Below are 23,201 nucleotides of genomic sequence, written 5' to 3' on the forward strand. Positions count from 1 at the left end.
GTCGAGGAAGTTCAGCGTGCCCAGCACGTCCTCCTCCCCCCAACGGCCCCAGTTCGAGTACGACTTGGCGGCTTCGGCGATCGCCCCTTCGGGGTCCGTGCGGTCGATCACTTCGCGTCTCCCTCCGCGACACAGCGGGTGCGCTGCACGCCCAGCCCGGTGATGGAGCCCTCCATGACGTCACCGTCGCGCAGCAGCCGCCCCCAGTGCATGCCGTTGCCGGCCGGGGAACCCGTCAGCACCAGGTCCCCGGGCAGGAGGCGGGCCGTCTGGGAGATGTAGGAGACGAGGCGGGCGACGCCGAAGAGCATGTCCTTGGTGGACTCGTCCTGCATGGTCTCGCCGTTGAGCTTGAGCGTGACCTGCAGGTCGCCGGGGTTGCCCACCGACTCGGCGGGCACGATCCACGGCCCGAGCGGAGTGAAGCCGGGCGCGTTCTTGCTGCGCAGCCAGTCGGTGCCGATGGCCTTCATGTCCCGGCGGAAGACGGTCGCCCGGTCGGTGAGGTCGTTGGCGATCGTGTAGCCGGCGACGTACTCCATCGCCTCCTCGACGGACACCCGGTGCGCGGGCTTGCCGATGACGGCGGCCAACTCCAGTTCCCAGTCGGGCTGTTCGGCCCAGGCGGGCAGGACGACGTCGTCGTACGGGCCGGCGACCGTACTCGGCAGGCCGATGAACACGTACGGCAGGTCCTCCGCCGCGCGCCGGTCCATGACGGCGGCGATCTCCGCCCGGGCCTCCTCGACCGTGCGCGGGTCGTCGGGAGCACGGTGGGCGACCTCCAGGTCGATCACGTGCTGCCGGTAGTTGGCGCCGGACTGGAAGATCTGCTTCGGCTCGATCGGCGCGTGCACCCGCAGGCCGTCGAGGGGCCGCCACTCGAGGGCGTCCTCGTCGGCGAGGGTGCGCAGGACGGGCAGGGCCTCCTCCCACCGCTCCAGTACGGCGCGCAGGTCGGCCGGCTCCCAGACCAGAGTCTGGCTCAGGTCCAGCACGCGGTCCCGGACCACCAGGGCGGGGAACGGGGCCCCGTCCGCAGCGGAGCACGTGCCGAGCGCGAACGGGCCGTCAGGTTGCGCGAGCGTTGCCATGAGATGTCCTCCAGTGGGGTTGCGGTCTACTCTGGACTCGATCGGTCGATCGCGGAAATGAATCCTGTGGATGAGGCCAATCCACGTCGTGGATTGTTCTCCCTTGCCAGGTGGCGCCCGGTGGACCTGTCCCGACTCGACCTCTCTCTGGTCGTCGCCCTGCGCGCCCTGCTGGAGGAACGCAACGTCATCCGGGCCGGTGCCGCCATTTCGACGACGAATGGCTCGCCCGCACCGGAAACAGCTACGAGCTGACACCGCTCGGCGTCGCCCTGCGCGACCGCAGCGCCACCGCGTGCGAGCTGCTGGAGCGGGTCTTCGCCAGCCAGGCCGACGTCGATCCGACGGCCGAGACACGCGAGGTCACCCTGCTCGCATCGGACTACGGCGCGGCCGTGTTCGGCGCCGCCCTCGCCCGCGCCCTGCACCGGGAAGCGCCCGGGATCCGGCTCGCCTTCCAGCACCCGGCCCCCACCGCGGTGGAGAACACGGCGACCGTGCTGAGCACCGTCGACGGGCTGCTGATGCCGCACGGCGTGATCGACGGCATGCCCGCCGTCGGCCTCTTCCGGGACCGCTGGCTGTGCGACGAACTCACCCTCGACCATCTGGCCCGGCTGCCCTGGGCGGTCTACCAGCGTCCCTACGATGCCCCGGCCGCCCGCCAGCTCAGCATGATCGGCGTCAGCCCGAGGGTCGAGGTCTCCGTGCAGACGTTCCAGTTGCTCCCTCACATGATCGAGGGCACCCACCGGATCGCGATGATCCAGGAACGTCTGGCCCGCAGAGTGGTGCGGTCCACCGCGGTACGGGTCCTGCCCTGCCCCTTCGAGGCCGTACCCGTGCAGGAGGCGATGTGGTGGCACCCGGTCCACGCCCAGGACGCGGCACACATCTGGTTGCGTCAGAAGGCCGCCGAGGTCGGGGCGTCCTCGCAGGTCGACGGCGACGGCGACGTGTAGACGGAGCGCCCGGCCGCACCGGGTGCGGTCGTCTCGCAGGGAAACGAGTGGTCACGATGCGCCGCGGTCTCGCGACGGCGCATCGTGACGGTCCGCCAGTGGACTGCCCCGATCAGGCCACCTGCTCCGGCAGCGGCCGGGGATCGACGGCGGCGACGCGCCGGCGGACCGCGAGCAGACCGGCTGCGACGAGGCCGGCGGCCAGCCCCAGCACGCCCACGGCAGCCGCGAGGCTGCCGACCGCAGACTCCACGGCCAGCAGCACCAGCGGGCAGACGAACTCGCCGCCGAAGAAGGCCGTCATCCACAGACCGGTGCCACGGCCTCGGTCCTCGAACGCCAGGCGGGACATGGCACTGGTCAGCAGGGCGGGCAGCAGCATGCCCGTGCCGACACAGTTGATCACCGCTCCGACGACCAGCAGCGCGGCGTTGCCCGCGAGGAACATCACGCCGAAGCCGACCGCGCAGAGCGCGAGAACCGCGGGCAGCACGGGGTCCGGGGTGCGTCCCAGCCGGGCGAACGTGATGGCTCCGGCGACGGTGGCGGCGCTGGCGATCGCGGTGGCCAGACCGATGACGCCGGAGTTCTTCACCCCGAGGTCGTCCAGGAGGTACGACATCTCGACCGGGACGGTGTAGAAGACCATCGCCCCGAAGAAGGTGAGGGCGCAGATGCCCGCCAACTGCCGCCACGGGAAGGCAGGGCGGCTCTGCCCCGCCGCGGGCTCCCGCTCCGCGGTGGTGCGGACCGCCGGGCTGGGCAGAGCGGTGGCCATCAGCGGGGCGAGCACCAGGCTCGCGGCGTAGACCCAGAACGGAACCCGCCAGCCGGCCGACCCCGCGGCGCCGCCGAGCACGAAGAAGACGGTGGCCGAGGCGGACGCGCACATGGTCTGCAGGGCCAGGTACTTCACCCGTCGCTGCCCGGAGTAGTAGTCGCCGATCAGCGTGGTGCAGCACGTCATGATCGCGGCCTCGGCGACCCCGACGAGGGCACGGCTGGCGATGATGGCACCCAGCGAGTCCAGATACAGCGGGGCCGTTCCGAACACGGCGTACAGGAGAGTCGTCACGATCAGCAGCCGTTTGCGCCCCAGCCGGTCCACGATCACGCCGGCGAACGGCGCCAGCAGCGCCAGCGCCAGCGCCGGAACGGTCAGTGCGAGCGGGACCAGCGCCTTGGCCCCCGGCGTGGAGGCGAAGTGGTCCTGCATCTTCGGCAGCACCGGGGCGATGAGCACCGCCCCCAGGATCGGCAGACAACTGCCCGCCATCAGCAGCGTCACACGCAACCGGTGGCCCGGACCCGAGACGGCGACGGGCGACGCGGCGGCGTCATCCACCGCGGCGGCGGACGAAGGGACGGAACCAGGCATGGCGACTCCAGGGAAACGGCGTACCGGGGCGGACATGCCTGTCACGCGCCGACGGCGCGGGGCATGCCGAGGAGGGCCGCAGGTCGACCGCCGGACCGGACAGCGGCGTGCGGTAGGGACGACTATGGGCGGCGCGGAGCCCCGCTGCCATCCCTGGAGCGATCCGAATCCCGTATCCGGCTCATCCATGCCATGAATGAGCCGGACGAAAGTCAGTGACGGCATGAAGCCGCTGTCTGACGAGCCTCCTTCAGTAGGGATGGCAGACGGGTCCGGCAGGGGTCGCGTCGGCGACGTCGCAGCCGTACAGGTCATCCGCCGGCTGGTCGTTCGAACCGCCGGTGAAGTACACCACCGACACCCAGCCCCACGCGCCGTTGTCGGCCTGTGTGTACGCCCACCAGTCGTTGCACCAGGCCGGGTTGCCCGGGTAACACCACGAGGTGCTGTCGGTCTGCGGGGTCGTGCCCTGGGTCTGGCCGACGAACCAGTTGGCCCGGCCGCCGCTGTCCAGCGTGCCGACCGTCGCGCTGCCGGCGTCGGCGAAAGCGTGCACCGGCACGTCGTCGGCCCACAGCGTGCAGTACTGGGCGAGCAGACCGGACTTGACCGTCTGGCGGGGCCCGCAGTCGCCGCCGCCTCCGACGGGTGCGCTGTCGTTGGCCGACAGCCAGTTGTGGAGGCTGTCGATGTGGTTGCTGCCGATGTAGTCCACGCTGCCGCGCGCCGCGTCGCTCCACGCCCTCGTGGCGCTGACCAGATCTTCGCCACCCGAGGCGCCCGCGTGGCCGGCCGGGCAGTCCGGCAGCCCGTAGACGCGCACCTGGTGGCCGTTGGCGTGGGCGTCGACGATCTCGTTCAGCTGCTTCGTCGTCGGTGATCCGGGAGTGGTCAGCGGGGCGTAGTCCGCGAAGTCGCAGTCCGCGTCCGGGGACAGTTGCATGGCGGCGAAGCTGAGCAGGGGCACGACCGGGTCCGCGCTCGCGTATCCCGAGTCGAGCGTGCCGTCGAGATAGGCCTCGTTGTAAGGGTACTGGGCGTGCAGGACGGCGCTCACGCTGGTCTGTGCGGGGGCACTGGATCCGGCGCCCGCGGCCGGGTTGGGATAGTTCTCGCCGTTGTGGCCGCCGGTGATGACCACCTGGACCGGGGCGCTGGTGTCGGTCGGCGTAGAGAGCAGGTCCTGGTAGGGCAGGAGGGCGCCGTCGATGGCGGAGAGCACGTTGAGCGGGTTGTTGTCGCTGCTCGCGCTCGGTGTGCTGCCGTTGTCGTCACAGGGTCCCCCGGTGCTGGGGGCGGCACACTTGATCTCCACGAGGAGACGGACCGGTGGGGTGTAGCCGGCGTACACGGTGCCGCCGTGATCGTGGATCCAGGTCTGCAGTCCTTGGAGGTAGACGGAGTCGAAGGCGAGGGGCTGCCGGGTGTCGCCGGAGTCGCTCTTGCACGAACCCGTGGCGAAGTCGTGGCAGACCCAGAGGGTGCCCGACTTCAGCCACACGTCGGCCTCGATGCTCGTATAGCCGTCGTCCAGGGCGGCGGTGAGGGGCGGGGAGTTGAGGTAGTCGTTGTGCGAGTGCCCGTGCAGCAGGGGGGTCGGTGCGGCAGCGGCCGGTTCGGCGGACGGCCTGTCCGCCGCTGCCGGCCGGGCGCCGGCCAGGACGGCGAGCACGGCCGTCACGGCGCTGAACACCGTCAGCGGGATGCGCGGTCTGAACGATCTCATGGGGCTCCTCCAGCCTGAACGGCCTTGTGGATTGGGCAGGTTGCCGCGGCGGCGCCCGCATCCGGACCCGCCGCGACCGTGGACGTGTCAGCAGTGCGCGAGCCCGGGAACCGGCTGGTCGTCGGCCAGGCCGGCGATGTCGATCTCGCTGGCCCAGCCCGCGTCGGTCCTGACCCACCAATGGCTGTGGCGCTCGCCCTGCGTCACCGCGTCGGCCGGCACTTGGCAGTGGGCGAAGTACGCCCGCCCCGGCAGCAGTTGACCGATCTGGGTGAGCGGGGGCAGCCCGGCGTACACCGGGGTCGTCCGCGTGACGCAGAAGGTCGTCCCGGGGCTGGGCGGGCACGGCATGACCGGGGTTGACCCGGTGGCCCGCGCGGGAGCCGCGGTGAGCAGCAGACCGGCCAGGGCCGCGGCCGCCGGCAGGCCCAGGCACGCGTTCCTCAGGAAGCTCCTCATCGGCCGGCTTCCTCGTCCTCAGCAGTCGGGGATGCCGTTGGCCTGGTCGTTGCCCTGGCCCGACAGGCCGTAGGCGGAGATGTACTGGTTCTGCCAGGGCTTGCCCGAGTACGTCCAGTCCAGATCGGTCAGCAGCCACCAGTGGTTGTATCCGTAGGCGCCCGTCACCTCGTCGCCCCAGACGCGGCAGTACACGTAGTTGCTGCCCGCGTAGATCCCGCCGGAGGGCGTGATCGGCTGGGAGAACGGGTGCGCGGTGCGGTAGCCGTCCTCGTCCTCGAAGAGGGTGATCCAGTGCTTCGTGTACGCGGCGGCCTTCACCTGCGCGAGTGCGGCACCGGCCGCTTCCGTACGGGCGCCGTGGGCTGCCGCGGAAGCGGAGCCGGGGGCGCCGGCCAGCAGGGCGGCGGTCAGCGCGGCGGTAGCCGCCACGCCGCTGAGCGCGGTCCTCGGTCGTTTCATGGGTGGCCTCCTGGAGAAGTCGGTCCGTTCGGCGCCTGTCTGCGCCTGCTCAGCCTGCGGGGCGTGAACGGGACCGCGCGAGGTGTTTCAGCCGTGCCTGAAAGAGTCAGTTCACGGCAGCGGAAGCGGGATGCCCGTGCCGCAGCAACGCCCGGCCCAGGGGGGTCAGCGTGTGCAGGACGTGATTGCCCATCCGCCGGCTGCGGACCAGTCCGGCGTCCGCCAGGGCGTGGGCGTGCTGGCTCGTGCCGGCCGCGGAGACACCGAGGCGACTCGCGAGTTCGCCCGTGGTGGCGGCGACGTCGAGGGCGGCCAGGACGCGGGCGCGATTGCGGCCGAGCAGGACGGCCAGGGCCTGGGCGTGACGCTCGCGGCGCAGCGCGGCGGCTTCCGGTCTCTCGTGCTGCGCGGGGCAGACCAGCACAGGGGGCAGGCTTCCGTCGGCCAGCGTGACCGGCGTGCGCCAGCAGAAGAAGGAGGGGATCAGACGCAGGCCCCGGCCCTCCAGGCGCAGGTCGCGGTCGACGGGGTAGCCGGTGTGGAGGACGGGTGGTTCCCAGCGCGTGCCGGGACCGAGGGCGCTCAGGAGCCCGTGCACGCCGCCGTCCCGCAGAACCCGTGCCCGTACCGCCCGGTCGGCTTCCAGGGTGGCATCGACATCACTCCAGTCGGGCGCGATCACCGCGTCGTGCAGCGCATGGAGCGCGTCTGCGACGTCCTGCACTCCTTCCCGGTCGCCCGCGGCGAGGTTGCGCAGCCACAGCGGCGCACCGCGCGGATGGCGCAGTCGCGCCAACAGCCTCACTTCGCGGACGAGTTGGCGGGGCGGGGTCGCTCGTACCGCCTGTAGCCCGGACCGCAGCCCATCGGCGGCGGCGAGCGGGGTGAGGAAGTCCGGGAAGTAACAGTCCGCCGGCGCGAGCATGCGTAATCGCTGGAGCGATCCGGTCAAATGTCGCTCCGCCAGAACCCGGCGGGCCCGCCGCCACCATGTCAGGTAGACGGCCGGGACGCGCGTGGCCTCCGTCATCTGCTGCAGGGCGAGGACGGTCTCCCACAGGGGATCGAAGGTGGCGGCGACCTCGACACGCGCGAGGTCCTCGTCGGTGAAGTGAACACGCAGCACTCTGTCCCCCGTTGCGGCGTTGGTGTGTGCCCGGCAGCCCCACTATGGCGACGTGGACTGGCCGGTAGTGCCCGCTGGGACGGGACTGGGATGCGCCTGCCCCGCCAGTCCGCTGCCGATCTGGGCCTACGCTGAGGGACGAGCATCGGGCGCGCATCCAGGATGGGACGGATGGGACGTGACAGTGCCGCGCGTGCGGAGCCGGAGTGTCTGGCCGGCGATCTTCTCGCCGAGCGGCTGCGCGGGATGCGGCAGCGGACCGGCAGATCCCTCAAGGAGCTCCAGGACGTCGTCCACGCCAGCGACTCGTCCCTCTCCCGCTATCTCTCCGGCCGCATCGTGCCGCCGTGGAGTGTGGTGCAGGGGTTGGGTGAGGCGGCGGATGAGGACTGGGCGCCCTTACGGCCGTTGTGGGAGCACCTGCAGCGGGAAGAGCACCGGGATGGACGCTGCACGCCGTTGCGGGCCTATCCCCCACCGCCCGTCTCCCCCACCCCGCCTCCGCAGCGTGCGGGCGCCGACCAACTCCCCCTGTACCGACGGCGACCGGCCATGACCGTCGCAGCACTGATGCTCGCCACGGCGCTCGTGTGCGGGGGAACCGGTGTGTGGGCCGGCCTCGAACTGGCCCCCGACCACCGGGCGCACACCACCCTCACCTCGCCGCAGGACGGCGCCTGCAACGACTGGACGTGGCCGCCGGCCGGCGTCGAGGGCCAGGTCGACACCGCTCCCGCCGAGGTCCACGGAGACGATCACACGCCCGTCGTTCGCCTGGAGAACGGCACGGTGAACGGCCGCCGGATGGCCTGGGCCGAGATCACCGGCGCGCGCTTCGGTGACCGCGTGTGGATCGACTGGACCAGGGACGACGGCAGGACCTGGACGCAGTGCGGCCCCTTCACCGCCACGGCATCCTCCCGCACCACCCCTGCCCACCCCCTGCGTGAGGGATGGCAGTTCCGCGCCTGCGGCGACACCCCGCGCCCGGCTCCCAGGTATGCGCGCGATCAGTGCACCGTTTTCGGGTGATGCGCAGGGCAGAAGGCCGGACACAGGGCGGCTGGACCGGCGGGCGTGGAGCCGTGGTCCGCGTCCGGACCTGGACGGCGACGAGGCCGCGGAGCGTCTGGCCGGGACGGTGCCGCGCATGCCGGGTGTCCCACCGGACGACGCTCACGAGATCGCCCGCCGCCGGCTGCCGGACCCGGGGTGAGCGGCGGCACGCGGAGGAGCGCCCTCGTGCCCGGCGTCCGCCCCGGCCTGTCCGGCACAGACAGGAAGACTGACGGCCGACCCGCCCCGACCGAACCGGCTATGTGGTGCGTCCCTCGGATGCAGGCTCCCGGGCGGGAATCCTGGCTGCCGGGAGGTGTGGACCGCCGGCCGGGGCGGCGGCGCGCAGCGCCGCTTCGATGCGGCGGTTGCTGGTCATGGATGCCGTCACGGCCGTCATCGCCAGGAGGAGGACGGCGGCGGCGTAGAGCGGGGTGCGGATGTCGTAGGCCGTGGCCAGCCAGCCGCCGAGGAAGGCCCCGACGGGCGCGGCGCACATGGCCAGCATGCGGGACGTGGAAGCGATCCGGCCCATGAGGTGGGCCGGGACGATCGTCTGCCGGAGGGAGGGCCCGAGCACCATCGTGGCGCCCATGCCGCCCCCGCACACAGCGAGCGCCAGCGCGGCCACGTACGGGTTCCGGGCAGCGGCCAGGCCCAGGATGGCGAGCCCTTCGACGGCGGCCGTGCAGGTCAGGGCGGTGCCGGTGCCGAGTCGCCGGCCAAGGTGGGAGGCGATGCCCGCACCAAGCAGTCCGCCTGTGGCCTCCGCCGTGAGGAGCAGGCCGAAGCCGTAGGTGTCGATGCCGAGGCGGTCGTGTGCGAAGAGGGCCAGGACGGTCTCCACGGCGAGGAAGGCGACGTTCCCGACCGCCGGGCGGAGCGCCAGTCCGAGCAGCACCCGGTCCCGGAAGACGTGGGCGGCCCCGGCCCGCGCCTGCCGCAACAGCGACTCGCGGGTCTCCGGCACGGGCCGCGGCACGGCGGGCAGCGTACGGACGAACAGCGCGGAGAGCAGGAACGACACCGCGTCGGCGAGCAGCGGAACTCCCCGCCCGAGCGAAAGCAGCGCACTGCCCGCGGGCGGCCCCGCGAAGCCGGACATGGCCGTCTGGGCCCCGCGCAGGCGGGAGTTGGCGCGCTCCAGGAGTACGGGGTCGCGGTGGAGCAGATCCGGCAGATAGGCCGTGGCGGCCGTGTCGAAGAAGAGTCCGCCGAGACCGAGCAGGAAGGCGACGGCCGCGAGCAGCGGAATGCTCAGCACGTCGAGCACGGTGGCCGCCGCCGGTATCGCCAGCAGCACCGCACGCGCCGCGTCCGCGACCCACATCGTGCGCCGACGGTCCCAGCGGTCCACCAGCGCGCCGCCCAGGATTCCGAAGAGCAGCCAGGGCAGGGTCCCCGCGGCTGTGACGACGGCGAGCGCGGTCGGTTCGCGCGTCAGCGTCAACGCGAGCAGGGGCAGCGCCGCGTGTGTCACCCCGTCACCGAGCGAGGAGATCGTCTGCGCGCTCCACAGCCGTCCGAACCCGGTCGGCAACTTCCCCAGGTCCGAGGTCACTTGGCGCCCCTCTCGGCCTGCTCGCGCGGTGTCGGGTGGAACAGTGCGAAGACGAGTGACGCGTCCGGCAGCGAGGGATCGGACAGCTCCCGGTACTCGTCCGCCAGTGCCTCCAGCCGCGCCCCCAGTTCTGCGAACTGCTCGTCGGTGAGCCTCAGATGCGCCATCCTCACGTGCCGCTCCCCATCCGCGGGCGCGGCCTCCAGGTCCGCCACCGCGTGCCGCATCAGCACGTCCGGCCCTCCCTCGCCCGCATCGGGCAGCACGATGTTCCGCGCGGCCATCGCGTAGTACCGCTCGGTGACCCCGCGCACCTTCCGCGTCCGTACGACCTTCACCAGGCCGGCCCGTTCCAGCAGCCGCACGTGATAGCTGGAACTCCCCTTCGCCAGGCCCACGCGCTCGGCGATCTGTGTGATCGTCGCGGGCTCGAAGCGGAGCACGGCCATGATCCGGTGACGCGTGAGGTTGGAGACCGCACGTAGTTGTTCGTCAGTGGTGACGTGAAACGTCTCGGGAGGCTCGTCCGAAGGCATGCCGGCAATGGTCAACGATTCTTGACCATTGCGCAAGAGGTTTGGCGAGCTCCCGTGCACCCGCGTCCCGCACCCGCGACCTGCCACCGGACTCCCCGTGAGCGAGAGCGAGTTGGTGGACACCCCGACACACCACCGGGCCGCTCGATTCCCTTCACCGCTGGGCTGCTCGACTTCTCGCCCGGCACGGTCTTCCATCGCGCGCGGTCTGGACGTCCTCGGCGCCACGTCCGTCCCCCTCACGGCCGTCGACGTGCGTGCCATGCCGTGACGCACTCATTGACATGTCCTCTACCAAACGGCACGCTGAGTGCGCTCACACACAGGTCCATACCAGGCGTTCGCGCGCTCCCCCCACCGGAGGTGGACAGTGCCCAGGACACACAGACCCCGCCGCACGGCAGCGTTCGCATCGGCGACCGCCGCCCTCGCCGCGCTCCTCACCTTCACCGCCCCGTCGAGCGCCGACGCGGCGGCGGCAGCCGCCATCTGCAACAAGTACTGCGACACACGCGACCCCGCGGCGGCCACCTCCGACCGCACCCCCGTCAGCAGCACCCTTTACGGCCGCACCGTCCGACTGCACCTCTCGGACAACGATGTCATGGGCTGGGCTTCCATCGACAACGGCAACCCGGGCGACGAGGTCTGGCTGGACCGGAGCTTCGACGGCGGTCGCACCTGGACCGACGGCAGCAAACTGGGCGACACCACGACGCCCACCGGCTACCGCGGCTGGCGCACCCTCATGTACAACGTCGACGACTGGAACACCAACGGCGTCGGGGCGCTGCGCGCGTGCGGCAAGGCCGGCGACCGACCGGAGATCACGTGCACCGCCTGGGCCCGGGTGAACTGGAACGCCTGGAGCCGGGGCACCGCCGCGGCGACCGCCCTGATGATGTCCTACGACCGCGGCACGGGTCTGTTCGGCGGCAACGGCTGGTGGACCTCCGCCAACGCGCTGACCGCCGTCCTCGACAACGCCCGCGTCAGCGGCATGCCGAGCTACCGGTACGCCATCGCCTCCACGTACGACAAGAACATCGGAGCCCAGGGCGGCAACTTCACCAACGACTATCTGGACGACACGGGTTGGTGGGGCCTGGCCTGGGTGGCCGCCTACGACGCGACCGGGGACAGCCGCTATCTCAACACCGCCCGCGCCGACGCCGATCACATGAACGCCTACTGGACCGGGGTGTGCGGCGGCGGGGTGCTGTGGAACGAGACGAAGACCTACAAGAACGCCATCACCAACGAGCTGTTCCTCCAGCTCAACGCCGCGTTGCACAACCGGATCAGCGGGGACACCGTCTATCTGGCCCGGGCGCGGAACGAGTGGGCCTGGTTCCAGCAGAGCGGCATGATCAACGGCGATCACATGATCAACGACGGGCTCACCGACGCCTGCGCCAACAACGGCCAGACCACCTGGACCTACAACCAGGGCGTCATCCTCGGCGGTCTCACCGAGTTGTACCGGGCCACGGGCGACAGCACCCTGCCGGCCACGGCCCGGCAACTGGCCGACGCCTCGACCGTCCGCCTCCAGACCGACGGCGTGCTGCGCGAACCCGGCGAGTCCGACGGCTGCACGGGCGACGGCCCCTCCTTCAAGGGCGCCTACGTCCGCGGTCTCGGCGCACTCGACGCCCAGCTGTCCGACCATCCCTACGCGGCCACGCTGGACCGGTGGGCGGAGGCGGCCTACGCCAAGGACCGCAACTCCCTCGACCAGTACGGCCCGCACTGGAACGGCGGTACCGGTACGAGCGACTACGGCTGCCAGCAGAGCGTGCTGGATCTGCTCAACGCGGCAGGCCAGTAACGCCGTTCTCCCGGGACAACTGAATACCCCCCTCCCAACGTAACCGCCTTGACAGGTGACGAGGCCGCGTGGGAGTGTCTCGTCACCGCTCAGAACGGTTACTTCTCGGTGAGGACATCCCATGGCAGTCGTACGCTTCCACCTCGTCTCCCAGCTCGGCCCCGAGGACGTGCTGGAGGTGCTGACCGACTTCGGGCCCGCCCGCGCCCAGTCGTGGCCCACGATCGACGCCGACCACTTCGAGGTTCACGACCTCGGCGACACGTGGGCCGAGGTCACCGAGGGGACCGCGGCCGCCTGGGAGCGGGCGCGCTACGAGTGGGAGCCCGCCGGCGACACGGTCACCGTCACCACGCTGGACTCCAAGCTCTTCGGGGCCGGCGGAGGCTGGGTCTTCACGATGACGCCCGAGGGCGACGGCACCCGGGTCGACGTCGAGCTGACCCGGGAACCGAGCACGGTCAAGGGCAAGATGCTCGCCGCACTCCTCCCCCTGGCCGCTCCCGGCTCGCTGCGCAAGTCCTTCTCCGGGCCGCTCCGGGCCAAGTGACACACCCACCCATGCGGGAGGGCCGACGGAGTGCGCCGTCGGCCCTCCCGCATGGGTGCCCCGCGTGGCCGCGACACGTCACTTGTCGAGGTGGGTGGTGAAGTAGTCGGTCAGCTTGTCGACGGCCTGGTCGACGTACTCACGCTTGTCGTAGAGGTCGACGTGGCTCGCGCCGGGGATGCGGTGGAGCTCCTTGGGGCCGGTGGCGGCCTGGTGGGCCTCGATCGCCATCCAGGCGGTCACCGCCCGCTCGCCGATGATCTGGAGGATCGGGCGGGGGCCGATGAGGGGCACGGCGCGGAAGACATCGCTGGAAGCCATCTTGTCCACGCTGTCCCAGGTGAGGAACTTCGCGGAGCGCTCGTGGTATCCACGGGCGCCGCAGTAGTACTCCCACCCCTCGATGCCGTGCTCGCCGCCCAGGGCGCCCGCCTCCTCGGCGGTGTCGGGGAACACCGTCAGCACACCGGCCTCCTCGCCGCGGGCGGCACGGCTGCGTGCCTGGGCGGCGGCGTCCAGGAGAGCCTGGAAGACGGCCGGGTCCTGCGTGCCGTCGGCGCCGAAGCGGAACTGGCGGGCGGGTTCGGCGGTGCAGACCGTGGCGACGGCCCTGACGCGATGGTCACCTCCGGTGGCGGCCAGGGAGTACCCGCCGGAAGCACAGATGCCGAGCAGACCGATGCGGTCGGGGTCGACCTCCTGACGGGTGGAGAGGAAGGAGACGGCGGACTTGAAGTCCTCGATGCGCTGGGCGGGGTCCTCCAGCCCGCGGGGCAGACCGCCGGACTCGCCCTGGTGCGCTGCGTCGAAGGCGAGGGTGACGAATCCGCGCTCGGCCAGCAGCCGCGCGTAGGTGCCGGAGGTCTGCTCCTTGACCCCGGTCCCGGGGTGCCCCACCACCAGCGCCGAACGGGGGCCGACGGCCATGCCGTCGGGGGTGTAGAGGTGCGCGGCGATCTCGATACCGGCGCTGTGGAAGCTGACGCGGGTGCGAGCCATGGAAGAACACTCCGGGAAGTCGGTGACGAACGAGGTCGGAAGCGCCCGGCCTGCGCCGGGTACTCGTCCACCATCCGCCGTCCGTGCCGCGCGCGGGAGAGGCGGGTTTCTGCCTGGGAAGGAACCTTCCCCCCTCACACCTGTCTCCCCCAGACCGGCCACGGGTCGTCGTGGCGACCGGTGTCGATGCAGGCCGGGAGTTACTCACTCCGCCGACACGCCGGGCTCGCACCAGCCGCCCCGAACCGATATGTCCCAGGGCCTGTCAGCCAACTTCCGCCTGTGCACACGTATGAGCCGTCCCAGGGACACACCGTCGACGGGGCGCGACGAGGGCTGTTAAAGTCGATGCGGCATTGATGGTTGATCGAGGAGTCACAGACGTGGTGGGTGAAGACGACATCTCCGGGTGAGATCCGGATCTGACGGCCACCGGCCGGCGCTCAGGAGCGCTGCCGAGGTGGTCCGTTTCGTCGTACCCCCCTTTCCCACGTCTGCCCAGGGCAGAGGTCTGCGCTCTGCCCCAGTCACCTCGAAGGTCGCCTCTCATGTCCGACGCCGCCATCGTCTGCTCCAACCTCTCCTTCGCCTGGCCCGATGACACCCCGGTCTTCCAGGACCTGTCCTTCTCCGTGACCGCCGGCCGCACCGGCCTGGTCGCGCCCAACGGCTCCGGCAAGTCCACCCTGCTCAAACTGATCGCCGGTGAGCTCAAGCCCGCCACCGGCTCGGTGTCCGTCGGCGGCACCCTCGGCTACCTCCCGCAGAGCCTGCCCCTGACCGGCAACCTCACGGTCGCCGAGGTCCTCGGCATCGCCGCGGTGATCCGCGCCATCGACGCCGTGGAGTCCGGCGACGTCGCCGAGGAGCACTTCACCACCATCGGCGACGACTGGGACATCGAGGAGCGCACCCGCGCCCAGCTCGACCGCCTGGGCCTGGCCGACCTCACCCTGGACCGCAGCCTGGGCACGCTCAGCGGCGGCCAGGTCGTCTCCCTCGGCCTCGCCGCCCAGCTCCTCAAACGCCCCGACGTCCTCCTCCTCGACGAGCCCACCAACAACCTCGACCTCCAGGCCCGGCACAAGCTCCACGACGCCCTCGGGGACTTCAACGGCACCCTGCTGCTGGTCAGCCACGACCGCGCCCTGCTGGACCGCATGGACCGCATCGCCGAACTCGGCAGCAGCGAACTGCGCCTGTACGGCGGCAACTTCACCGCCTACGAGGAAGCCGTGCGCGCCGAGCAGGAGGCCGCGGAGAAGAACGTCCGCAACGCCGAGCAGGAACTCAAGCGCGAGAAGCGCGAGATGCAGCAGGCCCGCGAACGCGCCGAGCGCCGGATGAGCAACGCCTCCAAGAACCTCAAGAACGCCGGCCTGCCCAAGATCTTCGCCGGCACCATGAAACGCGGCGCGCAGGAGGCCGCCGGCAAGTCCGGCACCCTGCACGCCGCCCGGGTCAGCGACGCCAAGGCCCGCCTGGACGAGGCCGGACGCGCCCTGCGCGACGAACAGCGCCTGACCCTGGAGCTGCCCGACACCCAGGTGCCCGCCGGCCGCACCCTCTTCCTCGGCGAGGGCATGCAAGTCCGCCTCGGCGAGCGGGAGGTGTTCGCCGCGGGCGGCGTCGACCTGACCGTCCGCGGCCCCGAGCGCATCGCCCTCCTCGGCCCCAACGGCGCCGGCAAGACCACCCTCATGCGCCTGATCACCGGCGAACTCACCCCAGACCGCGGGGAGATCAAGCGCAACGACGGCCGGATCGCCTACCTCTCCCAGCGCCTGGACCTGCTCGACCTGGACCGCACCGTGGCCGAGAACTTCGCGAAGTTCGCCCCCGAGCGGCCCGAGGCGGAGCGCATGAACCTGCTCGCCCGCTTCCTCTTCCGCGGCACCCGCGCCCACCTCCCGGTCGGCGTCCTGTCCGGCGGCGAACGCCTGCGCGCCACCCTGGCCTGCGTGCTGTGCGCCGAACCGGCCCCCCACCTGCTGCTGCTCGACGAGCCCACCAACAACCTCGACCTGGTCAGCACGGGCCAGCTGGAGAGCGCACTCAACTCCTACCAGGGCGCCTTCCTGGTCGTCAGCCACGACGAATGGTTCCTCGCCCGGATCGGCGTCAACCGCTGGCTGCGACTGGCCGACGGCACCCTCAAGGAGACGGGGGCGCCCGAGGTGTGAGCCGGTGACGTGTGCCATGGCCCGCGTCCGAGGCGCCCTGCGCCCGGCGGGCCACCCACCGCTCACTCTTGAGGGGACCCCTGTGTCCGCACTGATCGCCCACGACCTCGTCCGCAGCCTCGGGGCCCGTCGCGTCCTCGACGGCATCTCCCTGACCGCCTCCCCCGGCCACCGCATCGGCCTCATCGGGGAGAACGGCGTCGGCAAGTCCACCCTCCTGCGTGTCCTCGCCGGCGTCGACGAACCCGACGCGGGAAGCGTCACCCGCCCGGCCGACCTGGGCTTCCTCCACCAGGAGATGCCCTACGACGCCGACGCCACCATCGCCGCGGTGCTGGACGAGGCGCTGCGCGAGGCCCGCGAGGACCTCGCCGAACTGGACCGGCTCGGCGAAGAGCTGGCCCGGACCCCGGAGGACCCCGAGCTTCTCGAGGCGTACGGCAGGCGCCTGGAGCTGGCACAGGACCGTGAGTCCTGGGACGCCGACCGCCGGGCGGCCCTGGTCCTGGACGGTCTGGGCCTGGCCGCGTTCGGCCACGACCGCACCTTGGGCTCGCTCTCCGGCGGGCAGCGCGGCCGGCTGGCCCTGGCCGCCCTCCTCGTACGCCGCCCGTCCGCGCTGCTGCTGGACGAGCCGACCAACCACCTCGACGACGGCGCCGCCGCGTTCCTGGAGGAACAGATCCGCTCCCTGCCCGGCACGGTCGTCGTCGCCAGCCACGACCGGGCGTTCCTCGACGCCGTCTGCACCGACCTGGTCGACCTCGACCCGGCGGTGGACGGCCCGGTCCGCTACGGCGGCGGCTACAGCGCCTACCTCGCGGAAAAGCGCGCCGAACGGGAGCGCTGGGAGCGGCGGTACGCCGAGGAGCAGGCGGAGCTCGCGGCGCTGCGGGAGTCCGCGGGCGTGACCGCGCACCGGGTCGCGCCGGACCGGGGCCGTACCGACAACGAGAAGATGGGCTACGGCCACCGGGCCGGCCGGGTGCAGAGCCAGATCTCCCGCCGGGTCCGCAACGCCACCCGGCGCCTGGAGGAGCTGGAGCGCGGCCAGGTCGCCGAGCCACCGCGCCCGCTGCGGTTCACGGCCGCGGACCTGGCCGCCCGCAGCGAGGAGGACTTCCGGCCCCTGGTTTCTCTGCACGACGTACGGGTCCCGGGCCGGCTCGCACTGGACGGCCTGGAGATCTCCCCCACCGAGCGGCTGCTGGTCACGGGCGGCAACGGGGCGGGCAAGTCGACGCTGCTCGCCGTGCTCGCCGGACGTCTCGCGGCCGAGGGCATGGTGCGCAGGCGGCGCCGGCTGACGGTGGGGCTGCTGGCCCAGGACACGGTGTTCGAGCGCCCCGACCGCACGGTCCGCGACACCTACGAGCAGTCGCTGGGCGCCGAACGGGCCGAGAAGGTGCCGCTGGCCTCGCTCGGCCTGCTGCACGAGGCGGACCTGGACAAGCCGGTCGGGCAGTTGTCGGTGGGACAGCGCCGGCGGCTGGCCCTGGCCCTCCTGGTGGCCCGCCCGCCCCAGCTCCTCCTGCTCGACGAGCCCACCAACCACCTCTCCCCCGCGCTGTGCGACGAACTGGAGGAGGCGCTCGGTTCAGGGCCCGGCGCGATCGTCGTGGCCAGCCACGACCGCTGGCTGCGCCGACGCTGGCAGGGCCGCGAGCTCCGTCTGGGGCCAGGAGCCGGGCAGCCGGAGCAAGCAGGCCCTGCGCCGGCCGGCCGCCTCCGCCAACGGCCCTGACCAGCCAGGCCGCGGCCGACACCGTACGGTCGTGAAGCACCGCCGTCACGACGAACCGTCTGAAGCGGTGACGGTTCTTGCACTCAGCACCCGTCACCTGTCAAGATGGTGATGTGAACCTTGACCATGTCTTCGTCTGCGGGCACCCGGCACTCGACTTCGCGGCCACGCTCCGGGCCCGGCGCTCGACCCGGTTCGAGATGTTCGTGACCCCGGAGCGACTGAACGCCTGGTACATGGAGTCCGGGCTGGTGGACACGATCGTTCCCGCCAAGGAGGACGACGTCCGGGAGGCCACGACCGTACGCGAAGCCGTCTACCGGCTCGTCACCGACCGCCGCCTCGGCGAGAAGTTCGACCCCGAGGCGCTCGCCGTGCTGAACGCCGCCGCGCGCAAGACCCCGGTGACACCCCAGCTCACCCTGACCGGCCGGCACACCGACGCGACGCCCGAGCAGGCGCTCGCGACCGTCGCCCGGCTGGCCGTCGAGCTGCTCAGCGGCCCGGACGTGCCCTTGATGAAGGAGTGCGGCAACCCCGAGTGCACGCGGGTCTACATCGACCGTTCCCGGGGCATGCGGCGCCAGTGGTGCGGCATGGAGTCCTGCGGCAACAAGATCAAGGCCGCCGCCTATCGCGCCCGCAAGAAGTCCGCGCCCGCCGCCGCCCACTGACAGAGGCGGGCCCGCGGTGGCGGGCCCGCCGGCTCTCACACGTCGGCAGGCGACCAGGACCGGAACACCGCCGCCTGGCCGTGAATCCTTCCGCGGGCGTCCATCAGATCCCACATGGTCTCGTCCTCGATCCAGAAGGCGTTGCCGTCCTTGCCGACGCGTATCCCTCGGTAACCGGTGGCGTAGTGGTGGTCCGTCACGGCGCGCACGAACGCCTCGCGGTCCCGCCGGTCGTCCGGGCGGGCCGACAACCGGGAGGGCAGGCCGAGGAACTCGTCCCACGCGTAGCCGAAGCACTTCTGCGCCGCGCTGTTGGCGTAGACGAACCGCGGGTCGGCGGACGTGTCGTGTGCCAAGAGCCCGAACGGGGCCTGCTCGTACAGCCACCGCGCGGCCTCTTCCTCCCCCTCCCAGTGCGCCGGACACAACGGTTCGCCCACCAGCCGCAGATGGCTGGAGAGCAGCAGGCCGGCGAAGACGGGGTCGGTGGGCCGCCCGGGCGGGATCGTCGGCGTGGCGCCGGCAGCAGAGGTTGTCATCACCATTCACTTGTCTCTTCGTCCGGTGCGGCCGGGGCCGGAAAGCCGCACACACGTCACAGGTCTTGACAGGGAAGTGTCTCTCGCAACAGCCTATGGCAACGTTGTCAGATCGTGAGACCCCACCCCGCCCCCACAACCTGCGCCACCACCAACCCGCCTGCGTGATTGGACGATTGCACATGGCCGACCAGTCGTGTCCCTCGCGACACCCTTCCCGACGCACCGTCGTCGCGACCGGCTCGACGCTGTTGGCCGGGTTCGGCCTCGGCACGGTCCTCGCGCCGACTGCCGAGGCCGCCGTGCAGACCGCGGACGCGACCGGCACCGGCGCCTCCGCCGCGCCGGGCGAGCTCGCGGTCTACCGTCCGGTCCGGGTCTCCTCGCAGGACTACGCGCCCACACCCGCCGCATTCGCGGTGGACGCGCTGCCCACACCGGGGGTGCGCGGCACGGGGTGGCGGGCCGAGGCGGGCGACCCGCAGTGGATCGAGGTCGACCTCCAGGCGGACTGCCGCGTCGACCGTGTCCGGCTGACCTTCGAAGCCGACGCCGCCGACCCGGTGTTCACCCCGCCGAGCAGCGGCAACCCCCGCCAGGGCACCACCGGCAAGGAGATCCTCTCCAGCTACGCCAGGGAGTTCGTCGTCGAGACCTCCCGCGACCAGCGCTCGTGGACCAGCGTGTACCGCACCACGGCCGGCACCGGAGGTGTGGTGGACATCCCGGTGCCCGTCCCCGTCACGGCCCGCTGGGTCCGGATGACCGCCCGCCGGCGCTCCAGCTCCAACCCCCTTGGGCTGAACGGCTTCGAGGTGTACGGCACCGCCCCCGGCCACCGCCCCGCGGTCACCGGCTGGACCGACTGGGGCACCCACCACGGCGAGGCACCCCGGCTCACGGTCGCCGCCGACGGCACCGTGCCCCTGGAGTCGGGCTGGACGCTCACCCTGGACGACTGGGCGCACGGCGACGGTACGGCCCTGTCGCGGACCGGCGTGGACACCAGCCGCTGGCTGCCCGCGACGGTCCCCGGCACCGTCCTCACCTCCCTCGTCGACCAGGGCAAGCTGCCCGACCCGGTCGCGGGACTGAACAACCTGCGCATCCCCGAGGCCCTGTCCCGCCATTCCTGGTGGTACCGGCGCGCCTTCGACCTGCCGCGCGGCCTGCGCACCGGTCAAGGGCGCCGCGTCTGGCTGGAGTTCGACGGGGTCAACCACAAGGCCGAGATCTGGCTCAACGGGCACGCGGCGGGCGAGGTGACCTTCCCCTTCGCCCGCTCCGCCCACGACATCACCGGCCTCCTGGCCACCGAGGGCGGCAACGCGCTCGCCGTACGCATCTCCCCCATGCCGGTGCCGGGCAGTCCCGGCGACAAGGGCCCGGCGGGCGAGGCCTGGGTGGACGCCGGAGCCAACACGATGAACCTCAACTCGCCGACGTACCTGGCCTCTTCGGGCTGGGACTGGATGCCGGCGGTGCGCGACCGCGCGGCCGGCATCTGGAACCACGTACGGCTGAGATCGACCGGTCACATCGTCCTCGGCGACCCGCGCGTGGACACCGTGCTGCCCTCGCTGCCGGATCTGTCGGTGGCCGAGCTCACCCTGACCGTCCCGGTCCGCAACGCCGACTCGGCCGACCACGAGACCACCGTCACCGCGGAGTTCGGCGGCGTCCGCGTCTCGCGCACGGTCACCGTCCCGGCGGGCGAGGACATCGATGTCGTCTTCTCTCCCGACGCGTTCGGCGCCCTGCGGGTGAAGAACCCCGAGCTGTGGTGGCCCAACGGCCTGGGCGCGCCCGCCCTGCACGACCTCACCCTGACCGCCCGCACCGGCGGCACCGAGAGCGACCGGCGCACCACCCGCTTCGGCATACGGCAGTTCGGCTACGAGTTCGACACCCCGCTGAAGTTCACCCCGTCCTCCGACGCGTACACGCAGAGCGTCCAGCTCGGTGACCAGCGCGCCCGGCACGTCCGCGTGCGCTGCCTCACCCGGGCCACCGGCTGGGGCTGTTCGCTGTGGACCCTGTCGGTGTTCGACAGCGCCCGCCCCGGCACCGACCTCGCCCTGCACGCCCCCGCGCAGGCCTCCAGCACCGACGAGGACGACCACGGGGCCGCCAACGCCACCGACGGCGACCCGGCCACCCGCTGGTCCTCCGCCTACGCCGACGACCAGTGGATCCGCGTCGACCTGGGCTCGGTGCAGTCCTTCGACCGGGTCGACCTGGTCTGGGAACAGGCCTACGCGCGCACCTTCGTCGTGCAGGTCTCGACGGACGGCGAGCAGTGGACGGATGCCGCGTCGGTGGACAACACGGCCATGCCACTGCCCTTCAACAGCGGTGACGCCGCCCTGCGGATCACGGACTTCGAGGCCCGTACGGCCCGTTACGTCCGGTTGTCCTGCGGTCTGCGCAACACCAGCTGGGGCAACTCCCTGTGGTCCCTCGCCGTCATCGACAGCGCCGAACCGGGCACCGACCTCGCCCTGCACCGCGAGGCGACCGCCTCCAGCACGGAGGACGGCCACCCGGCCGCCCACGCCACCGACGGCGACCCCACCACCCGCTGGTCCTCGGCCTACGAGGACCACCAGTGGATCCAGGTCGACCTCGGCACCGCCCGCCGCTTCGACCGGATCGCGGTCGTCTGGGAGCAGGCGTACCCGAAGACGTACACGATCCAGGTCTCCGACGACGGCGAGACGTGGAGCGACGTCACGACCGTCTCCAACACCCCCGACCCGTTGAAGATCAGCGTCAACGGCGTCCGCGTGCTGGTGCGCGGCGGCAACTGGGGCTGGGACGAGCTGCTGCGCCGGATGCCCGCCGAGCGGATGGACGCGGCGGTGCGGATGCACCGGGCGATGAACTTCACGATGATCCGCAACTGGGTCGGCAGCAGCAACCGCGAGGAGTTCTACGCCGCCTGCGACGCGCACGGCATCCTGGTGTGGAACGACTTCCCCAACGCCTGGGGCATGGACCCGCCGGACCACGCGGCGTTCCTGTCCGTGGCCCGCGACACCGTACTGCGCTACCGCATCCACCCCAGCGTGGCGGTGTGGTGCGGCGCCAACGAGGGCAACCCGCCGGCCGCGGTCGACGAAGGCATGCGCAAGGCCGTCGAGAGCCAGGCGCCGGGCGTGCTGTACCAGAACAACTCCGCCGGCGGCATCGTGACCGGTGGCGGCCCCTACGGCTGGGTCGAGCCGGAGCGCTACTTCGATCCCTCGACGTACGGGAGCAAGGACTTCGGCTTCCACACCGAGATCGGCATGCCCGTCGTGTCCACCGCCGCGAGCACCCGTGCCATGGTGGGTGAGGACGGGCCGGAGTGGCCGATCGGGGGCGCCTGGTACCTCCACGACTGGAGCGAGCACGGCAACCAGGCCCCGCACACCTACAAGGCGGCCATCGAGGCCCGCCTCGGCGCCGCCCGCGACCTGGACGACTTCGCGCGCAAGGCGCAGTTCGTCAACTACGAGAACTTCCGCGCCATGTTCGAGGCGTGGAACGCCCATCTGTGGGACAACGCCAGCGGGTTGATGCTGTGGATGTCCCACCCTGCCTGGCACAGCACGGTCTGGCAGACCTACGACTACGACTTCGACGTCAACGGCGCCTACTTCGGCTGCCGCAGCGCCTGCGAACCCCTGCATGTCCAGGCCGATCCGGTGCAGTGGCAGGTCATCGCGGTCAACCACACCCGGACGGCGCTGAAGCGGGCGACGGTCAGGGCGGAGACGTACGACCTGTCCGGCCGCCGGATCGCCGACACGCGGACCGCACGGGTGGACGTCGACGCCGCCGCCTCGGCCACGGCGTTCAGCGCGGCGCCCACGGAGGACCTGCCCGACCTGCACCTGCTGCGGTTGACCCTGACGGACGCAGACGGCGAGGTCCGGTCGCGCAACACCTACTGGCGCTGCCGCACCCCGGAGTCACTGCGCGCCCTCAACGAGCTCCCGCAGGCGCGGCTGTCGGCCTCGCTCACACACGTGTCACGCGACGAGGACCGGCGTACGGCCACCGCCACGATCCGCAACCGCGGGTCCGTCATCGTCGCCATGGTCCGGCTCTCTGTGCTGGACGAGGACGGCGACCGGGTCCTGCCGACCCTGTACGACGACAACTACCTGTGGCTGCTGCCCGGCGAAACACGTACGGTCACCCTGTCCTGGCCGGCGTCCGCCCTCCCCTCGGACCGGCCGAGGCTGCGGGCCGAGGGGTACAACACTCCTCCGGTCACCGCGCGAAGCGCCCCGTGAGTGACGGCCGACCCATACTCGGCGAACCCATGATGTTG

Annotated in this window: 17 protein-coding genes and 3 pseudogenes; 9 read left to right on the plus strand and 11 right to left on the minus strand. The window is 71.7% G+C overall.

The features are described 5' to 3' along the window. Positions 1-108, minus strand: a pseudogene (locus ACYF6T_RS29475) (cyclase family protein); the annotation flags it as partial. Next, positions 108-1,094, minus strand: coding sequence for a fumarylacetoacetate hydrolase family protein (locus tag ACYF6T_RS29480; protein WP_461700236.1), 987 nt, complete (start codon positions 1,092-1,094; stop codon positions 108-110). The pseudogene ACYF6T_RS29475 and the gene ACYF6T_RS29480, both read right to left, overlap by 1 nt. Before the next feature lie 120 nt (positions 1,095-1,214). Here ACYF6T_RS29480 and ACYF6T_RS29485 point away from each other — a divergent pair. Continuing rightward, positions 1,215-2,056: pseudogene (locus ACYF6T_RS29485) on the plus strand (LysR substrate-binding domain-containing protein). 112 nt (positions 2,057-2,168) lie between these two features. On the opposite strand, the gene ACYF6T_RS29490 reads toward ACYF6T_RS29485, so the two are convergent. The 5 genes from ACYF6T_RS29490 to ACYF6T_RS29510 form a co-directional block, all read right to left on the minus strand. Next, on the minus strand, positions 2,169-3,434 hold the full coding sequence (locus tag ACYF6T_RS29490; protein ID WP_461700237.1) for an MFS transporter: 1,266 nt from the start codon (positions 3,432-3,434) through the stop codon (positions 2,169-2,171). Positions 3,435-3,684: 250 nt separating this feature from the next. Beyond that, positions 3,685-5,160: a PI-PLC domain-containing protein gene (locus ACYF6T_RS29495; RefSeq protein WP_461700238.1), complete on the minus strand. Its 1,476-nt coding sequence runs from the start codon at positions 5,158-5,160 to the stop codon at positions 3,685-3,687. Positions 5,161-5,247: 87 nt separating this feature from the next. After that, the gene (locus tag ACYF6T_RS29500; RefSeq protein WP_461700239.1) at positions 5,248-5,619 is read right to left on the minus strand and encodes a hypothetical protein; all 372 of its coding nucleotides are present in this window, start codon (positions 5,617-5,619) and stop codon (positions 5,248-5,250) included. An 18-nt stretch (positions 5,620-5,637) separates the two neighbouring features. Next, complete coding sequence (locus tag ACYF6T_RS29505; protein ID WP_461700240.1) at positions 5,638-6,081, minus strand: hypothetical protein; 444 nt, start codon at positions 6,079-6,081, stop codon at positions 5,638-5,640. 106 nt (positions 6,082-6,187) lie between these two features. Beyond that, entirely contained in the window at positions 6,188-7,207 is a 1,020-nt protein-coding gene (locus ACYF6T_RS29510) for an ArsR/SmtB family transcription factor (protein ID WP_461700241.1), read from the minus strand. A 171-nt stretch (positions 7,208-7,378) separates the two neighbouring features. Here ACYF6T_RS29510 and ACYF6T_RS29515 point away from each other — a divergent pair, with 171 nt between their 5' ends. Both ACYF6T_RS29515 and ACYF6T_RS29520 read left to right on the plus strand, forming a co-directional pair. Further along, entirely contained in the window at positions 7,379-8,239 is an 861-nt protein-coding gene (locus ACYF6T_RS29515; RefSeq protein WP_461700242.1) for a helix-turn-helix domain-containing protein, read from the plus strand. 52 nt (positions 8,240-8,291) lie between these two features. After that, positions 8,292-8,423, plus strand: a pseudogene (locus tag ACYF6T_RS29520) (TetR/AcrR family transcriptional regulator); the annotation flags it as partial. A gap of 99 nt (positions 8,424-8,522) precedes the next feature. Here ACYF6T_RS29520 and ACYF6T_RS29525 read toward each other — a convergent pair. Together ACYF6T_RS29525 and ACYF6T_RS29530 are read right to left on the minus strand one after the other, a co-directional pair. After that, entirely contained in the window at positions 8,523-9,824 is a 1,302-nt protein-coding gene (locus ACYF6T_RS29525; protein WP_461700243.1) for an MFS transporter, read from the minus strand. Then, positions 9,821-10,360 carry an ArsR/SmtB family transcription factor gene (locus tag ACYF6T_RS29530; protein ID WP_461700244.1) on the minus strand — a complete coding sequence of 180 codons (540 nt, stop codon included), beginning with the start codon at positions 10,358-10,360 and terminating at the stop codon, positions 9,821-9,823. Before ACYF6T_RS29530 ends, ACYF6T_RS29525 begins: the two co-directional genes overlap by 4 nt. 370 nt (positions 10,361-10,730) lie before the next feature. Here ACYF6T_RS29530 and ACYF6T_RS29535 point away from each other — a divergent pair, with 370 nt between their 5' ends. Both ACYF6T_RS29535 and ACYF6T_RS29540 read left to right on the plus strand, forming a co-directional pair. Next, the gene (locus ACYF6T_RS29535; protein ID WP_461700246.1) at positions 10,731-12,191 is read left to right on the plus strand and encodes a glycoside hydrolase family 76 protein; all 1,461 of its coding nucleotides are present in this window, start codon (positions 10,731-10,733) and stop codon (positions 12,189-12,191) included. A 121-nt stretch (positions 12,192-12,312) separates the two neighbouring features. Then, positions 12,313-12,741, plus strand: a complete 429-nt coding sequence (locus ACYF6T_RS29540; protein WP_461700247.1) for an SRPBCC family protein — start codon at positions 12,313-12,315, stop codon at positions 12,739-12,741. Between the two features lie 78 nt (positions 12,742-12,819). On the opposite strand, the gene ACYF6T_RS29545 is transcribed toward ACYF6T_RS29540, so the two are convergent. Beyond that, positions 12,820-13,740 carry an alpha/beta hydrolase gene (locus ACYF6T_RS29545; RefSeq protein WP_461700248.1) on the minus strand — a complete coding sequence of 307 codons (921 nt, stop codon included), beginning with the start codon at positions 13,738-13,740 and terminating at the stop codon, positions 12,820-12,822. Between the two features lie 548 nt (positions 13,741-14,288). Between ACYF6T_RS29545 and abc-f the strand changes: the two genes are divergently transcribed. The 3 genes from abc-f to ACYF6T_RS29560 all read left to right on the plus strand — a co-directional run bounded on the left by abc-f (position 14,289) and on the right by ACYF6T_RS29560 (position 18,341). Then, positions 14,289-15,923: a ribosomal protection-like ABC-F family protein gene (gene abc-f, locus ACYF6T_RS29550; protein WP_461700249.1), complete on the plus strand. Its 1,635-nt coding sequence runs from the start codon at positions 14,289-14,291 to the stop codon at positions 15,921-15,923. Between the two features lie 16 nt (positions 15,924-15,939). Continuing rightward, on the plus strand, positions 15,940-17,667 hold the full coding sequence (locus ACYF6T_RS29555; protein ID WP_461700251.1) for an ABC-F family ATP-binding cassette domain-containing protein: 1,728 nt from the start codon (positions 15,940-15,942) through the stop codon (positions 17,665-17,667). Positions 17,668-17,780: 113 nt separating this feature from the next. Beyond that, a complete protein-coding gene (locus tag ACYF6T_RS29560) occupies positions 17,781-18,341 on the plus strand; it encodes a CGNR zinc finger domain-containing protein (RefSeq protein ID WP_461700252.1) in 561 nt (186 codons plus the stop codon). A 35-nt stretch (positions 18,342-18,376) separates the two neighbouring features. On the opposite strand, the gene ACYF6T_RS29565 is transcribed toward ACYF6T_RS29560, so the two are convergent. After that, on the minus strand, positions 18,377-18,880 hold the full coding sequence (locus ACYF6T_RS29565) for an MEKHLA domain-containing protein (protein WP_461700253.1): 504 nt from the start codon (positions 18,878-18,880) through the stop codon (positions 18,377-18,379). 182 nt (positions 18,881-19,062) lie between these two features. Here ACYF6T_RS29565 and ACYF6T_RS29570 point away from each other — a divergent pair, with 182 nt between their 5' ends. Then, entirely contained in the window at positions 19,063-23,163 is a 4,101-nt protein-coding gene (locus tag ACYF6T_RS29570; RefSeq protein WP_461700254.1) for a discoidin domain-containing protein, read from the plus strand. Positions 23,164-23,201 lie beyond the last annotated feature (38 nt).

The organism is Streptomyces sp. 7R007 (assembly GCF_054850255.1).

What these genes read in the sequence shown, in the direction of transcription:
- ACYF6T_RS29505 (WP_461700240.1), bottom strand. Translation starts at nt 6,081, where the DNA reads ATGAAACGACCGAGGACCGCGCTCAGCGGCGTGGCGGCTACCGCCGCG.
- ACYF6T_RS29480 (WP_461700236.1), bottom strand. Translation starts at nt 1,094, where the DNA reads ATGGCAACGCTCGCGCAACCTGACGGCCCGTTCGCGCTCGGCACGTGC.
- ACYF6T_RS29540 (WP_461700247.1), top strand. Translation starts at nt 12,313, where the DNA reads ATGGCAGTCGTACGCTTCCACCTCGTCTCCCAGCTCGGCCCCGAGGAC.
- ACYF6T_RS29495 (WP_461700238.1), bottom strand. Translation starts at nt 5,160, where the DNA reads ATGAGATCGTTCAGACCGCGCATCCCGCTGACGGTGTTCAGCGCCGTG.
- ACYF6T_RS29545 (WP_461700248.1), bottom strand. Translation starts at nt 13,740, where the DNA reads ATGGCTCGCACCCGCGTCAGCTTCCACAGCGCCGGTATCGAGATCGCC.
- ACYF6T_RS29565 (WP_461700253.1), bottom strand. Translation starts at nt 18,880, where the DNA reads ATGACAACCTCTGCTGCCGGCGCCACGCCGACGATCCCGCCCGGGCGG.
- ACYF6T_RS29555 (WP_461700251.1), top strand. Translation starts at nt 15,940, where the DNA reads ATGGCCCGCGTCCGAGGCGCCCTGCGCCCGGCGGGCCACCCACCGCTC.
- ACYF6T_RS29500 (WP_461700239.1), bottom strand. Translation starts at nt 5,619, where the DNA reads ATGAGGAGCTTCCTGAGGAACGCGTGCCTGGGCCTGCCGGCGGCCGCG.
- abc-f (WP_461700249.1), top strand. Translation starts at nt 14,289, where the DNA reads ATGTCCGACGCCGCCATCGTCTGCTCCAACCTCTCCTTCGCCTGGCCC.
- ACYF6T_RS29530 (WP_461700244.1), bottom strand. Translation starts at nt 10,360, where the DNA reads ATGCCTTCGGACGAGCCTCCCGAGACGTTTCACGTCACCACTGACGAA.
- ACYF6T_RS29515 (WP_461700242.1), top strand. Translation starts at nt 7,379, where the DNA reads ATGGGACGTGACAGTGCCGCGCGTGCGGAGCCGGAGTGTCTGGCCGGC.
- ACYF6T_RS29570 (WP_461700254.1), top strand. Translation starts at nt 19,063, where the DNA reads ATGGCCGACCAGTCGTGTCCCTCGCGACACCCTTCCCGACGCACCGTC.
- ACYF6T_RS29490 (WP_461700237.1), bottom strand. Translation starts at nt 3,434, where the DNA reads ATGCCTGGTTCCGTCCCTTCGTCCGCCGCCGCGGTGGATGACGCCGCC.